A 14,119-nucleotide genomic window follows, 5' to 3' on the forward strand; every position below is an offset into this window, starting at 1 on the left:
GTATGGAATAATAACACGGATGTGCTTTCCATCGGAGCATTTGACCTTACTCCCATCGAAATCAGCGAACAATTAATCAAATCTGATCGGATATATGAATGCTGCGCATGCTGTCCTTCAATACTTTAAATCACAAGGCCATGGCATTCTGATCAATAACATCCCCATTGGGCGGCTTTCTACCTGTTCCTTATGGCCCAGGCTATTCCGCTGCCAAGTTTGGCCTCCGGGGATCCTCAGCGGCATTGAAATCAGCATTAAAATCTTATTCCCGTATACCTATATGCGATGCATTTCCGCGATTTCTTGACAGTCCGGGTATACAGCATGCGGCTAATTACACAGGGAAGCATTGAAACCCGGGCCAATCGTTTATGATCCATTCCAACTCGGGAATGCGGTCTATGAGTTATCACTTCATAACCTTTAAGAAAAAATGGTGGGAAGCTCTTCAATCCTGATGCGTATGTCCTATGGTCTGCTTCCTTCGCCAACCAGGGGAATTGAATCGGCAGTAATTAATGCCCACCTGAAGCAAGCAAAAAACATCACCCCTACCTACGGAAATGTTGGCAACAACGTGGATTACAGGCATTCCATCCATGATGGATGAGGAATCCCAGGAAAGTCCAAAGCACATCGCCCCCACGCAGCCATAGAAAAAAAATAAATAAATATTATATTGCAACATTAACTACTTTTTGATCGCTAATATCGCATCAATCAATAAATGGATAATTGACCTATATTATGGATAATAAAACACTCCATTGCATCATTGTGGATGATCAGCGCTTCGCCATCGAAAACCTACAGGAGGCAATAGCCAAATTTCCCCAAATAAAAATCCGGGCCACTTTTTTAGACCCCCTCGCTGCTATGGAATACCTGCTCACTCAAGAAGATATTGACATTCTGTTTTCTGACATTGACATGCCCAGACTATCGGGAATCCAACTGGCGGAGAAAGTACGGAAATACGTTAGGCATCTGGTATTTGTGACCTCACACTTAAAGTTTGAGCTGGAGCCGGATAACGTCGGTGACTGGCATTATTTGCACAAACCCATAAGATCGCGACATCTGGAGAGGATCATTGATGACATCCAGTCGGCAAACAAAAGCTAAATCTTTTCTTTGGTCACTTATTTTGTGCCATAATTTACGATGGGCTAAATCACAAGTGATAAAAACCATGAAAGTGAAAAGAATAAAGAGTAGTCCGAGCGTTAGCAGCCCTTATTTGTAGAGATACTTCACAACGAATGGCTCCACCAGAACACCCATCGGGGAGCCATTACCATATCTAAAAAAACCTTTCAGTATTGTTCGTACACATCCTTTGCCACTTATCAGGGGTTTTTGGTCCGTAAATAAATCCCTAAATCTGTTACAAATTTGAAGTCTATCTTTGCCAGTCGAATATTTTTCAATTTTTTACCTGCCAGAAACTCCATGAGAAATCTCTCAGTGGTATAGTGATTTTTTATGGTGCCCAGAGCTAAAAGTTTATTGGGCTGATCGAAATGGTATTTGATTATATCTTTTAACGTATTACCCTGATTCTCTCCCTGAAGTTTTTGCACTATCTTATCTGCAGTGATCAATTCTTTCTGAAATCTCAACTCACCGTAGGCTGTACTGATCTCATTCGCTATCTGTCTCATACGGTCCCTACGGATGAGGTTTCAATACTGCTTCGTTTCAACTTTTGTGCTTTTTGTTCCCATTCGGGAAGCTACACAAATTTCTTAATTGAAAAATCGATACCTTTACCATCTACAGTAATTCTCACATACATTGGAACTCTTACAAAATCCGCCCTATTGCTTCTAACAAAGAAATTGACGCTGAAACTGTGCTTTGATTTCATAGAATTTTCTCCTTTAATTATGGCCAAATTCTGCACCAAAACAGATAAATTGTACAACATGACTCAACCAGTTTCATCCTTAAAAAAATATTCCTAAAAAAACAGTTTTGTTAACAAGACAATGTTATGAAGAAAAATTTGGTACAGGATTTGGCCACGAATTATTTATATTTCATTGCACCAAACTGCCCGATTATAAAAAATAAAACTCCGTAAATTCATCATTTAGAGGTTTTTTGATACATTAAGTATCTGCTAGCTGCTGGCGTTCTTTGTTTGAAGTGTGGATTGAAAACAGTGTTTGTCCATGAATAAGATGGAGAAAATAAATATAAAATAAGGAAAAGCTACTCCATGCATTTTTAAATATTTTTTTAATTACAGTGACCAACACTAAATTTAGATCGCTCCGGTAATGTAGCCCCATCGAAAGTAAACATCTCGTAGCTTATTTGCAGTACGAAGCCTCAAAGCGTCCTTTAAAATCAATATTTTGTTCCGCCCATTTCACATTAACCTGACCACTCACCTTATCCCCTGTTATGGAGCTGATGGTGATAATGGTTTGTTCTGAAGAGAACAATGCACCATTTTGACCGCTTGGGTCGCCCGGATCATTAACCAGGATATAAGTGTCATTGCCCGAAAAAGTGCCTGTTTTTTTTGGCACCGTCAGGCGTATTGAAAACTCACTCAATGGTGAGCTACAGGTTTTAGATCCATCTCCTGCCAGATATATAGAGAACAAGTCTTCAGAGCGGTAGTTGTTCATACTGAATTTGGTATAACGCTCGATTGTCACTTTTGCCGTAAAAGGCGATCCATAGAGGTTTCCTGTAACCACCGCCGGCATATTTAGTTCGGGTTGAGGTTGATCTTCCTTTTTCTTACAGCAGGTGAATATACAGATCAGTAAGATTAGACTAAAAAAACGTTTCAAGAGCTGATAAAAAGTCATTGTATTAGCGTTAAGTAAATTATGGAGAATTATTTTGATTAATCAAAACATCATTGGAAGAGCGTAATGTGTTAGGATTTCATCCTGACCGAGCCCAGGCAAACCTCACCTTCTTCGATTCCAGTAATCCATATATTTAAAAATTTAATCCGGTCCCTGGTCAGCGTTTCCAGGTATATTGATTCGCACATAGGTGCCACCGAACCATAGGTTCCACTATTGGGATATTTTGCTGCCAGTTCTGCATCACGAAGCTGTATCCAGAGCCGTTGTGCATTCCTGAGTTTTTTTATAAAAGTGGTTTTGCTTGAATAGCTTTTCAGGATCTTTTGATACACACCATTTAGTTCCGCATCTACCCTTTTAAAGTCGGAATAAGCCTTCATATTCATGGCAGTTTGTGACTGCGCAAAAGCCGGAGCATTAAACAGCATAGCAATGAGGATAAAAGACAAGCGGAAAATTGGCGATTGGTAGAAATTTTTCACGGGATTGATTATCAATATTCCAAATCTAAACCATAGAAACATCCTTTTGTTTGAACAACTTTGTTTACCATGCCGGGAGAATGCTTAAATCGAAAAGGTTGGTAAAATTTAAACCTCATAGCGTAAAGAAACTGTTACATGCTTTTTCTTATCGTCATTTGGGATCAAGCAGAAAGTTGGCGAGTTGAGAAGTTTATTTAATTTTGCTCAACATAATTATTTTGAACAGCTCAATATTATCTTTTATACTACCAGAAGGGTTAACCGAATACTTTGAACTTGATAAGTGCAAACTTTCTGAAGGCTCTTGTTATATTTATCTTTTAGAGAAAAACATTCATTCCGAAGAGTATTCAGGGAGAAATTGATTTCTAAAGGCTTTTTCGATGCAATTACCGCTCGTGATTTTCCTTTGCTTGGAAAACCTTGTTTTTTGAAGGTAAAGCGGCGCAAGTGGCAAATCTCAATACAAAAAAGATTGTTTTCAGGGATTGAAAACCTAATTGCCGATGGCACCAAGATGACTACCGAGTTTGCATTTTCTAAAAGCTTATTGGATTTAAACCCAATAAGCTGTAAAACGCTAGGTCATTTCTGTGGTGTTGACGGCAAACGTCTTGAGGAAGAGTATGCTAGCCATCTGAGTGGATTTACCGTCTGGGATCAGTTGGAACGAACTGGGACTGGCCCGAACGCAATTTCTCAAGGGCTACTTGTTTCATAAACCATAGTTAAGCTGTTCTTCTCTCGTCATCATAAAATCTATCTAAATTTAGTAATTTAACTTATGCCACAGTTTATTTTACAGGCTCCACTGACCAACATAAAGCAGACATTCTTTGTTTGAACTACCTTGGGGTAATTTTCTATTGCTATTCGATGCCCATCAATCTAAATAAAGGCAACAAATCTTCCTTCGTTTTAAATCGTACAACATGCGTCTTATAGTTCTGAAGTTTGTTATCTGGGGCAATATAAGCTTCTCTGTGAGATTCTGAAGGAAGATATACTTCTATTTTATGTTGGATACTATAATGCTCACCATCTTTATCAAACCCCAGAATTGACAAGAATTCATTAGAAATTAATTTTTCCATAGGTTCAAATATAAATTAAATAGTTATCATCCTTGAACTACTAATTACCATTCCTATCAGCAGTTGTCCATGTAAATCCTTAGAATACGATAGTGTAGTTGATCTTCTAATAGATTGTTAATTATCAGCAAGAAATTGATTGCAATCCGTATCCGTTAGATAATACCCTTCAAGCAAAATTAACCGAAACCGTCACTCACCGAAAAATCAGCTCACGATTGGTAGTGTTTGATTTACCGTTGTCACCGTAAATAAACGAGATATGCCACTTAATAAACGTAAACCACTACCTGTCAAATGTTTGCTATTTGCAAGACAAATAGCCGTAGTTGAGAGGCTGCAGCAATCAGCCCTTAAAAATTACGGAGTTAAACTATGAAAATTTCAAAAAAATTGCAAATGTGTTATTCGTGATATTAGTCTCAATTGGAACAACGGAGATATTAAGCTTTGGGATTCTTTGTACGCATCACAAGATCGACAGAGAATTTTTCACACTTTGGAGACCGGATTTATCTCGGGTTGCGTAATATCAATTCCTACTTGTTTCATATTGAACCCCCAGATTAAAAACTGATTGATCGGTTTACTGTTGAGGATGTGAATTAATAAAATAATTAGTTAAGATATACTTTTATACACAAAAACTTGTAAGACATCAAAATGCCTGCTCTTTAGTATACCATAATCAAGAGATCGAGGAATAAATTAATCCATTACCTGCTCTGTTTAAAAAAGTTTCCAGAAACCTTAACGATGGTTTAATAGCATCTGGCATATATCCTTTAGCATGTAATGTTCCAGAAACAAGCTGAAGGGTAGTTGGTATTCCCGAATCTAGTAACATTTTTTTTTGTTTAGTGCACCTTTTTCCGGAACAACCTCATCATGCAAGTTGCCATAGAAATGGGCCCACTCTATGAACTTACTGTGTTTAGCGGGGTAGCCTCTTTCAATAAATCCCTATCATTACCGATCAATTCATAAATACACCACCTTAAAAATGCATCATTTCTCCCCCCTTGATTTATGTTAGCACTTGGAATATTTCCAAAATCCAAATCATCTTTCTTCTCTGCTGAATTTCCATCTGTTTCTGATATAAAGCCCTCCAAATCAATTATTCCCGACCAACTTATTGCCGGAATCCCGGCCGCCAAAGTTACCTCTACAGAAATATTCCTCCCTGCTGAACTCCCCTAGGCCGCTATTTTTGTACGGTCGAAACTATACTCAGATTGGCGAAGCCACTCAAGAGCGAAAAGTATGTCTTGCTTCCCTGCCGGATACACACCATCTGGCGTCAAACGGTAATTGGGAACAATAACCAGATAGCCTTCCTGAGCCAGTCTGGTAGCCAGATCTTCATCCTTAGCCTTATCGCCATGAAACCAACCCCCTGCGTGAATATTAATAATTCCCTCATCAAATTAGTTCCGCTATAAAGATCAAGGGCTAGATTATCCTTGTAGACAATGTTTCTAATGATCGTTATTTCATTTGCCATATATTATTTATATTATAGCTAAGCTAGCGATGTCTTCCTCAAATCAATCCAAAAACAACTTTTTGAATACCAGCGTTTTATGTAAAAAACACTTTTTCTTTATTAACGGAATGCGATAAATTTACGACCCCTAAACAAAGCTGTTAATTTTGAAGTTATTTATCGCTAGGTCGACATCAAAAGAAAAATATGAAGTCATACTTTATCGAAATATATCCACTTCCTAACGATTCGATATGTCTATTCGACGATCATTCCAAACAGCATTGATATATCTTTCGGAAATTTAGGATTTAAATCAGGATATAGCTGGATGACCTCATATTTTAATAGGAATAAAACAAGCAATTCTTCTTATCATTAAATCCATGTAAATGAAAAATCGGATAGCCGTCTTAATCACCCTCATGCTTGGAACAGCTATGGCTGCCCTAGACAGTAGCATTGTCAACGTTTCGCTACCTGTAATCCAGAAACAGTTCGGAGCAAGTATTAATGGGATAGAGTGGGTTATCCTGGGTTATATGATATCTTTTTGTCTTTTTATTCCTCTAACCAACTGGCTAAAAAACAGAATCGGATATTACAATCTTTTTATCGCAAGCGTTATCATATTTACTACCGGTTCATTACTTTGCAGTTTATCTACCAATTTATCCTTTTTAATCGCTGCTCGGATATTTCAGGCAATTGGAGGCGGGGCAATCACGCCAACATCATTGGCCATTTTGACCGATAGTTTTCCAAAAGAGCAGCGGGGTTCTGCAATTGGCTGGTGGGGCATAGGCAATGTTATGGGGCCGGCGATTGGCCCAACATTGGGTGGTGTACTGACTTATTACTTCGAATGGCCATCAATATTCTACATTAATATTCCAATCGGAATTATTACTGTAATAATGAGCGTACTTTTTTTAGGATTTCTAAAAAAGCAACCTAAGCTCAAGCCTTCATTCGATCTGGGCGGCTATGCATATTTCGGTATATTCATCGTATTGTTGCAGTTAAGTTTGACTATGATTACCGATCCTGATGTAGCACCCTGGCAATATGGAGTTGGTCTGGCTGTTTCGCTCTTATCCTTAGTTTTATTTATCCGTTCATCCAAAAAAGATAATCCTCTGATTGATCTCACCGTTTTCAGGTCCGCAACATTCATAAATTGTTCAGTTATTATCCTGATTCGCTCTCTCGCGTTATATGGCGGATTATTTTTTCTTCCTTTTCTCTTACAGGGACTGATGGGCTATTCTGAAATTGAGACAGGTCTATTGTTGTTACCCAACGCATTGATGATGCTTTTATTGAGACCCTATGCCGGAAAACTTGCTGACAGAGGGGTGATCAGAAACCCCTCGGTAGTGGGCATCGTCATGATAGCAATTTCGATGGCTGAATTTGCTTTCATGAATTCAGACAGCCACATCGGGTTTATCATACTTGCAATGGCTATACGGGGCTTTGGCATGAGTTTATTGATTTCACCTGTTTCAACATCACTTTTAAATTCCATAAATGGTGGGCAAACGGCTACTGCAACATCAATAAACAGCCTTTTACAGCAAGTTGGAGGGTCTGTCGGAATCGCCATTAGCGGTATAATGCATACTTATATCAATAGATACTATTTACAAATGGGTAGAAATAGGGAAATTGCAGAGCATTTTGCATTGCAGGATGGATTCCTAATCTCTGCAGTCATCATTACATTCGCGATCATACCAGCGTTAAAATTACCGAATCAAAATAAAGTAGATAAGCTTACTGCGGTGAAGCTAACGAGCTTGAGGTAGCTTAGCTAGAATCATACACTATTTATAAAAAACTGATATTACTGTCGCCCAAGCTTTCAGAAAACAATGCAGTAGTCTCCTCCTATTCCGGCAAAAGAATTGAAATTCTCGAAGCCTTGGATATCCACCTCTTCCATCTTCAAGGCATTGATGATCAATTCTTTACCCATCCTGATGCTCTTACCTCCACAAACTACAATTCCTGATACTTTACTAGACTTTATAATTGGTTGTTTTAAAAATAGGTCCATCACATTCTAACCCAGGTTTTGCAATGTTTATGTGAAATCTAATTTGAGCGGATACTAATTAGCGATATGATGTAAAGCTTCAAATTTTGTAACGCGCTGAAAAACACAAATACCATCACTTGTCGTGAAAGTATCTGATTTATTAAATTTTATCGGATAAAATTAGGTAAATTTAAAACAGTATTTATGTAGGGGAATCGCATCACAAAATGGCAAAATATCTTAATTAAAAAATGCTGTAAAAGCCTCAAAATATTAATAGAAGAAATTCATTATCGGCACAACATTGGGAAATAAACTATAGATCGCATTTTTATGAATATAATATGGAGCCAATGAACAATGAAAGTATAGCTAGTGGCTCTACTGTTACCATTGGACTCAAAAAATTCCATAATGGCCGTTTTTCAGATACAGAAGATATTCTTGCGATTGAGGAACCGCTAGAAATTAGATTAGGCTATGGTCCTTCAGGAAATCGCAAAGTTTCAAATGTTTCGGTAACCATGCGTACTCCAGGATCGGATGAAGAGTTGGCAACGGGCTTCCTGTTTACTGAAGGCATTATTTCAAACCGAGACCAGATCTCAAAGGTAGAACACCTGTTCGTTGCCTGCAGAGAGGATAAACAAAATACCATTCTTGTAAATCTAACTGAAAATGCCATTCCGAAGTTACCGGAAATAGAGCGGTCTTTTTATACCACATCAAGTTGCGGAGTTTGCGGAAAAGGTTCTATCGAAGCCATAAGAACAGTTGGCCCGCCGAAAAAAGAAGATATTGGATTATTCCAAATAGATAGCGGAACGCTGATTGCACTGCCAGAGAAACTCAGGGCAGCGCAAAATGTATTTAGAAAGACAGGAGGCCTGCATGCCTGCGCCTTTTTTGATCGCGCTGGAGAACTATTGCTGGTACGGGAAGATGTTGGCAGGCACAACGCCCTCGATAAATTAATCGGTGCTGGATTAGAAAACAGATCAGTCCCAATGGATGATGGCATACTTTTGCTAAGTGGACGGGCAAGTTTCGAACTGATCCAAAAGGCGGTGATGGCAGGAATCAAAATCGTAGTAGCTGTAGGTGCACCCTCCAGTCTCGCGGTTGAGTTATCCAAAGAATTCAATATTACACTTATAGGATTTATGCGGGAAGATCGTTTTAACGTATACACTTCACCGGAGAGAATAATTTTTGAATAAAATGAAGATAAGAATCAAGGAACAATCTATTCGGTTTAGATTGACACAAAGCGATGTCAAAAATCTGGATGCACTGGGAGCGCTTGAAGAACATACAGATTTTCTCATCGGCAGATTTACCTATGCGATTGCACAGACCGAAATTGAAACCCTATCTGCAACGTTTGAAAATGGAAGGATTACACTTCAGATTCCAAGAGAGATGATCAATGAGCTTGTATCGACAGATCAAGTGGGCTTTTCAGGAAATACAGGAACATTAAAGTTATTGATTGAAAAGGATTTCACCTGTCTTGACAGCACAATAGAGGATCAGAGTGATAATTATCCAAATCCGCTATTAGCTTAAGTATCGTTATGGAAAATAAAAAAACAAATAGCGTACCTTCAGCGGAGAACCCGTATAAGCTTCTTAAGCTAAAGGTCGTCCCGGCAAAGAAATGGGCTGCCGGTATTCCTGCGGTATTGGCGGCCATGGCAGATCTGGTAGAAGAAGATATCCCTTTCCGCGGGATGCGGGCGCTACTAACCATGAACCAGAAAGGGGGCTTCGACTGTTCAAGCTGCGCCTGGCCGGATCCTGATGATGAACGTTCAGTAGTTGGAGAATATTGCGAGAATGGTGCAAAGGCGCTTGCAGAAGAGGCCACTACGAAAAAAGTTACTGCAGATTTCTTCGCCGCCAATTCGGTGTATGACCTTTCAAAACTCACCGATTTTGAGATCGGAAGAAAAGGGCGTCTTACCGAACCGATGTATCTTCCTAGAGGAGGAACACATTATGAGCCAATAAGCTGGGATGACGCATTTAAGAAGATCGCCACACACCTGAACGGGCTTAAATCTCCAGATGAGGCAGCCTTCTATACTTCTGGTAGAACAAGTAACGAGACTTCTTTCCTCTATCAACTTTTTGCAAAGGAATTCGGAACCAATAATATGCCCGACTGTTCGAATATGTGCCATGAAACCAGTGGAACTGCATTATCGGCAACCATCGGCATTGGAAAGGGAACGGTGAAACTGAGCGATCTTTACGACACGGATGTTATCGTAATCATTGGCCATAATCCCGGAACGAATGCCCCGCGGATGATGAGTGCGCTGGAGAAAGGAAAGGCAAATGGTGCAAAAATTATTGCCATTAACCCTCTGCCTGAGGCAGGACTTATGGGGTTTAGAAATCCACAGCAGATCAATGGAGTTCTGGGAACTGGCGTACAGCTTGCAGATCTTTACCTTCCGGTAAAGATTAATGGTGACATGGCGCTGCTAAAAGCCATATCGCTTTTACTTCATCAAGCTGAAAAAGCAGAACCTGGAAAAGTCTTCGATCTGGAATTTATTAAAACCAACACCGTGGGTTTTGCAGATTATATTTCGCAATTTGAGAATTATGATGTTGGCCAGCTTGCTGAATCGGCTGGAGTTTCTTTGGAGCATATCGAAGCTGCAGTAGAAATACTTAAATACAAAAAAAGAATAATTTTCTGCTGGGGAATGGGGCTTACCCAGCAGCCAAACGGAGTAGAAATGCTCAAGGAAATTGTAAACATCGTACTATTAAAAGGCAGTATAGGAAAGCCAGGTGCTGGATTGTGTCCGGTAAGAGGACATAGCAATGTTCAGGGCAACAGAACTATGCTCATCAACGAAAAGCCTACTGTAGCGCAATTAGATAGGATTAAAGATGTTTTCGGATTTGAACCACCAAGAAATCATGGTTTTGATGTTGTAAATGCGATCCGTGCGATGCATGATGGAAGGCTTAGGGTATTCTTTGGTATGGGTGGAAACTTTATTTCTGCAACACCAGATACCTCTTACACAGCAGCGGGGATGAGAAAGCTTGACCTGAGCGTGCATGTCTCCATCAAAATGAATCGCAGCCATTTGGTACATGGAAAAGAAGCCCTCATCCTTCCTACCCTTTCCAGAAGCGATAAGGATATGGTGAATGGGGAGGCCCAGTTTATCAGTACAGAAAACTCGATGGGCGTTATTCAGTCATCGAAAGGGATACTTAATCCAGTATCCGATAAGCTTATCAATGAGACACAGATTGTGTGCAGAATGGCGAAGGCCACACTTGGTAAAAGATCACTGGTGGATTGGGACAAATACCATAATAGCTACGACGAGGTTAGGGATATTATCGAAAAATGTATCCCTGGGTTTGAAAACTATAACCAGAGAGTAAGGGAAAAGGGTGGTTTTTATTTACCAAATGCTGCCAGAGACGGCAAATTCCTTACTGAAAAATATATCGATAAAGCTCCTTTTACAATCAGCCCAGTTCCAAACAATCAGCTTGAGGATGGAGAATACCTGATGGCAACGACCCGAACCCACGACCAGTTTAACACTGTTATTTATGGATTGGAAGATCGTTACCGTGGGATAAAGAACGAACGCAGGGTCATTTTTATGAATGAAGAGGATATCCAAAATGCAGGCTTTAAAAATGGCGACCAGGTAGATCTCTACAATTACGACGACGGCATAGAGCGAATTGCCCCTTTATTTGTAATCGTTTCCTACAGTATTCCCAGGGGCAACACGGTAACCTATTTTCCGGAAACTAATGTATTGGTATCGGTTAACAATGTAGTTGGAGAAAGTAATATGCCAGCATCCAAGTTCGTTCGGATAAAAATCAAAAAGCATATTCCAATCATCAGCGAATAGTTATCCTATTGCCCTGCATTTGTAGGTTATTTTCCAAGCTGGCTTCTAAGGGCAAGTTGTCTCCCGTGGATAGCCAATGCCTGGGCATGCCCTAACTGCTGATCATTCCATAGTTTTAGAGATGACTGAAGATCGTCTGTATCTGGTATAGCCATAGCTAAAGTAATGGCATCGCGATATGCCTTGGCCGAACCCGAAGCCGTATGAGGACGCACCAGATAAGCTGCATCGCCAAGTATTGCCACATTCCCCTGAAACATTTTCGGAACCTCCATATCCATTATCGCCTGTACAAATGGATTTTGTGTCTGGTTGACTCTTTTCCTTAAAATTTCCGGAAGCTCTGCCGCTGCCCTTGCTCTTAGCTCACTTAAATTTTCTTCACTCAGGTAACCAGCCGGAATGGAGAATTCATGTTGCCTCCCGTCCTTATCGGTCAGGATTTTCTGGAGCGCTGCCAATGATTTGTTTTGAAACCACACCCAATTTAACAGTCGTTTTCCCTCTTCAAGTTCACCTTCAGGACCGGGAATAGTATAGCAGAGCAGATGGGAATTTGCATAGGGATAGATAGAAAACTTATCTGAAAAGAAGGCGATCTCCTCATCGCTCAGCTCGCTTTCCGGAATAAGCCCCCTATAGGCGATGTAACCCGCATAACGCGGATGAATTCCTGAAAAAAGATACTCCCGAACTAGGGAACTCACTCCGTCTGCTCCGATTAGGAGATCGGCCTGGATCGTCTCCCCGTTTTTAAACGTAGCCCAAACCTGTTCTTGTTCATCTCGAATATCTGCAAGCTCATAGCCCTGATGATATCTTGAGCTTGGAAATGCACTCCTCAACTGCTTCCATAAATAGTTCCAGGAGGTAAATACCGTATCATTGGGATAAATTAATGAAGGGTTCCCGTTATCATCCAAAACCTGGCGCTGAGCGGCAAGAACTCCAAAAACTTCCCTTGTTGAAACGCCGGCTTCTATCAGATATTCCATCATATCTGGCTGAATAACCAGCCCTGCTCCCCTATCTTTCAATCCTTTTGCTGAGCGTTCGTAAATTTCGACATCGAAGCCTCTTTCCAGAAGTGCAATTCCTGCACATAGTCCACCTATCGAGCCGCCTATAATGATTATTTTCATTTTCTTATTTTGCTTATTATTTAGACAAACGTTTTGTTAGCATTACATTTAAAATCGCTATTAAGGCCAATGCCCCCATAAACGATGTTGATAAGGGCCATCCTCCGGCTTGATATAATTGGATTGCGATGTAAGATCCCAAAGCGCCGCCGATGAAATAGCTGGTCATGTAAACAGTATTTATCCTACTGTTAGCGTTTTGATCGAGCGTGTAAATGATAGCTATATTTGTTACCTGCGTGGCCTGTACACCGATATCCAGCAGCATTACCGTAACCCATATGGCAGCGATCGATCCTGGAAAAAATTTAAGTAGTAATATACTGATTAGCGTTACAACCGTTGAAAAAAGCAATGATCTTGAATGAGAACCTTTGTCTGCCAGTTTGCCGAATACCGGAGCAATTAAAGCACCTGCCGCAGCCAGCAACCCAAATAAACCAATACTGGAGGCTGAATAATTAAATGCTGCCCCACTAAGATAGAAAGTCAAACTTACCCAAAACGCACTGAGCGTACCGAATGCTAACATTCCTGTTAGTGCAGTTCTCCTTAGTAGAGGAAACCTTCCCAATTGAGCAAAAGTCGATTTCAACAGGCCAGCGTAAGTACCGCTAAAGCGTTCTTGTGTTGAGGGAAAGTCTCGTTGCATTAATATTGCCGTGATCAGTACCATCACTGCAGAAATAATGTAAACGTATTGCCATCCAAGAATGCCGGTGATAAACCCGCTGTAAACCCTTGCTACCAGAATCCCGACCAAAATACCGGTAAAAATCTGTCCTACAATTTTTCCTCTATTCTCCTTACCAAACTGGCAGCCATGGGCAAAATCACCTGGGCTACCACAGAAAACACGCCGATAAGAAGACTCCCTACATATAGAAAGGCTAAGCCGGGCGAAAAAGCCACTAATAAAAGAGAAATAATCAATCCGATTTGAAGGTATAATATCAAACGCTTACGTTCAATCATATCTCCTATCGGCGTTAACAGAAACAAGCCCAATCCATACCCGATTTGCGAGAGAACAGAAATGTTGCCAGCCTTTTCAATGCTGATGTGGAACTGCGTTGCCATCGCCTGTAATATCGGCTGGCTGTAATACACGTTGGCAACC

General features: G+C 40.3%; 15 protein-coding genes and 2 pseudogenes. 7 read left to right on the top strand and 10 right to left on the bottom strand.

What is annotated here, in order from left to right; translation table 11 throughout:
* The first annotated feature begins 436 nt into the window (after positions 1-436).
* Complete coding sequence (locus OQZ33_RS15815) at positions 437-613, top strand: hypothetical protein (protein ID WP_265800073.1); 177 nt, start codon at positions 437-439, stop codon at positions 611-613.
* A gap of 137 nt (positions 614-750) precedes the next feature.
* Positions 751-1,128 (top strand): LytR/AlgR family response regulator transcription factor, encoded by a 378-nt coding sequence (locus tag OQZ33_RS15820; RefSeq protein WP_265800074.1) that lies wholly within the window; start codon positions 751-753, stop codon positions 1,126-1,128.
* A 224-nt stretch (positions 1,129-1,352) separates the two neighbouring features.
* On the opposite strand, the gene OQZ33_RS15825 is transcribed toward OQZ33_RS15820, so the two are convergent.
* The 3 genes from OQZ33_RS15825 to OQZ33_RS15835 all read right to left on the bottom strand — a co-directional run bounded on the left by OQZ33_RS15825 (position 1,353) and on the right by OQZ33_RS15835 (position 3,319).
* A complete protein-coding gene (locus OQZ33_RS15825) occupies positions 1,353-1,667 on the bottom strand; it encodes a phage integrase SAM-like domain-containing protein (RefSeq protein ID WP_265800075.1) in 315 nt (104 codons plus the stop codon).
* Between the two features lie 654 nt (positions 1,668-2,321).
* Complete coding sequence (locus OQZ33_RS15830; RefSeq protein ID WP_265800076.1) at positions 2,322-2,831, bottom strand: hypothetical protein; 510 nt, start codon at positions 2,829-2,831, stop codon at positions 2,322-2,324.
* A 71-nt stretch (positions 2,832-2,902) separates the two neighbouring features.
* Complete coding sequence (locus OQZ33_RS15835; RefSeq protein ID WP_265800077.1) at positions 2,903-3,319, bottom strand: lysozyme inhibitor LprI family protein; 417 nt, start codon at positions 3,317-3,319, stop codon at positions 2,903-2,905.
* A gap of 307 nt (positions 3,320-3,626) precedes the next feature.
* On the opposite strand from OQZ33_RS15835, the gene OQZ33_RS15840 reads away from it, so the two are divergent.
* On the top strand, positions 3,627-4,043 hold the full coding sequence (locus OQZ33_RS15840) for a hypothetical protein (protein WP_265800078.1): 417 nt from the start codon (positions 3,627-3,629) through the stop codon (positions 4,041-4,043).
* 148 nt (positions 4,044-4,191) lie between these two features.
* On the opposite strand, the gene OQZ33_RS15845 is transcribed toward OQZ33_RS15840, so the two are convergent.
* The 4 genes from OQZ33_RS15845 to OQZ33_RS24530 all read right to left on the bottom strand — a co-directional run bounded on the left by OQZ33_RS15845 (position 4,192) and on the right by OQZ33_RS24530 (position 5,834).
* Positions 4,192-4,416, bottom strand: coding sequence for a hypothetical protein (locus OQZ33_RS15845; RefSeq protein WP_265800080.1), 225 nt, complete (start codon positions 4,414-4,416; stop codon positions 4,192-4,194).
* A 688-nt stretch (positions 4,417-5,104) separates the two neighbouring features.
* Entirely contained in the window at positions 5,105-5,263 is a 159-nt protein-coding gene (locus tag OQZ33_RS15850) for a hypothetical protein (RefSeq protein ID WP_265800081.1), read from the bottom strand.
* A gap of 70 nt (positions 5,264-5,333) precedes the next feature.
* On the bottom strand, positions 5,334-5,576 hold the full coding sequence (locus OQZ33_RS15855) for a hypothetical protein (RefSeq protein WP_265800082.1): 243 nt from the start codon (positions 5,574-5,576) through the stop codon (positions 5,334-5,336).
* A 39-nt stretch (positions 5,577-5,615) separates the two neighbouring features.
* A complete protein-coding gene (locus tag OQZ33_RS24530) occupies positions 5,616-5,834 on the bottom strand; it encodes an alpha/beta hydrolase fold domain-containing protein (protein ID WP_416338758.1) in 219 nt (72 codons plus the stop codon).
* A 463-nt stretch (positions 5,835-6,297) separates the two neighbouring features.
* Between OQZ33_RS24530 and OQZ33_RS15860 the strand changes: the two genes are divergently transcribed.
* On the top strand, positions 6,298-7,716 hold the full coding sequence (locus tag OQZ33_RS15860) for an MDR family MFS transporter (RefSeq protein ID WP_265800083.1): 1,419 nt from the start codon (positions 6,298-6,300) through the stop codon (positions 7,714-7,716).
* A 56-nt stretch (positions 7,717-7,772) separates the two neighbouring features.
* Here the strand turns inward: OQZ33_RS15860 and OQZ33_RS15865 are convergent, their stop codons facing one another.
* Complete coding sequence (locus OQZ33_RS15865; protein ID WP_265800084.1) at positions 7,773-7,967, bottom strand: hypothetical protein; 195 nt, start codon at positions 7,965-7,967, stop codon at positions 7,773-7,775.
* Between the two features lie 335 nt (positions 7,968-8,302).
* Between OQZ33_RS15865 and fdhD the strand changes: the two genes are divergently transcribed.
* The 3 genes from fdhD to OQZ33_RS15880 are packed head-to-tail and all read left to right on the top strand — an operon-like array spanning position 8,303 to position 11,857.
* Positions 8,303-9,169 (top strand): formate dehydrogenase accessory sulfurtransferase FdhD, encoded by an 867-nt coding sequence (fdhD, locus tag OQZ33_RS15870; RefSeq protein ID WP_265800085.1) that lies wholly within the window; start codon positions 8,303-8,305, stop codon positions 9,167-9,169.
* Between the two features lies 1 nt (position 9,170).
* Positions 9,171-9,518, top strand: a complete 348-nt coding sequence (locus tag OQZ33_RS15875) for a DUF7009 family protein (RefSeq protein WP_265800086.1) — start codon at positions 9,171-9,173, stop codon at positions 9,516-9,518.
* A gap of 8 nt (positions 9,519-9,526) precedes the next feature.
* Positions 9,527-11,857, top strand: a complete 2,331-nt coding sequence (locus tag OQZ33_RS15880; RefSeq protein WP_265800087.1) for an FdhF/YdeP family oxidoreductase — start codon at positions 9,527-9,529, stop codon at positions 11,855-11,857.
* A 26-nt stretch (positions 11,858-11,883) separates the two neighbouring features.
* Here OQZ33_RS15880 and OQZ33_RS15885 read toward each other — a convergent pair.
* Positions 11,884-13,002: pseudogene (locus OQZ33_RS15885) on the bottom strand (FAD-dependent monooxygenase); the annotation flags it as partial.
* Between the two features lie 13 nt (positions 13,003-13,015).
* Positions 13,016-14,100: pseudogene (locus OQZ33_RS15890) on the bottom strand (MFS transporter); the annotation flags it as partial.
* Positions 14,101-14,119: the final 19 nt, after the last annotated feature.

Origin of the sequence: Pedobacter sp. MC2016-05, assembly GCF_026239735.1 — a bacterium.
In the GTDB taxonomy this organism is placed as follows: Bacteria; Bacteroidota; Bacteroidia; order Sphingobacteriales; family Sphingobacteriaceae; genus Pedobacter.

Bases quoted from the DNA above. Each gene is read 5' to 3' on its own strand.
- OQZ33_RS15815 (WP_265800073.1), top strand. From the start codon at position 437: ATGGTGGGAAGCTCTTCAATCCTGATGCGTATGTCCTATGGTCTGCTT.
- OQZ33_RS15820 (WP_265800074.1), top strand. From the start codon at position 751: ATGGATAATAAAACACTCCATTGCATCATTGTGGATGATCAGCGCTTC.
- OQZ33_RS15825 (WP_265800075.1), bottom strand. From the start codon at position 1,667: ATGAGACAGATAGCGAATGAGATCAGTACAGCCTACGGTGAGTTGAGA.
- OQZ33_RS15830 (WP_265800076.1), bottom strand. From the start codon at position 2,831: ATGACTTTTTATCAGCTCTTGAAACGTTTTTTTAGTCTAATCTTACTG.
- OQZ33_RS15845 (WP_265800080.1), bottom strand. From the start codon at position 4,416: ATGGAAAAATTAATTTCTAATGAATTCTTGTCAATTCTGGGGTTTGAT.
- OQZ33_RS15850 (WP_265800081.1), bottom strand. From the start codon at position 5,263: ATGTTACTAGATTCGGGAATACCAACTACCCTTCAGCTTGTTTCTGGA.
- OQZ33_RS15860 (WP_265800083.1), top strand. From the start codon at position 6,298: ATGAAAAATCGGATAGCCGTCTTAATCACCCTCATGCTTGGAACAGCT.
- OQZ33_RS15865 (WP_265800084.1), bottom strand. From the start codon at position 7,967: ATGGACCTATTTTTAAAACAACCAATTATAAAGTCTAGTAAAGTATCA.
- fdhD (WP_265800085.1), top strand. From the start codon at position 8,303: ATGAACAATGAAAGTATAGCTAGTGGCTCTACTGTTACCATTGGACTC.
- OQZ33_RS15875 (WP_265800086.1), top strand. From the start codon at position 9,171: ATGAAGATAAGAATCAAGGAACAATCTATTCGGTTTAGATTGACACAA.
- OQZ33_RS15880 (WP_265800087.1), top strand. From the start codon at position 9,527: ATGGAAAATAAAAAAACAAATAGCGTACCTTCAGCGGAGAACCCGTAT.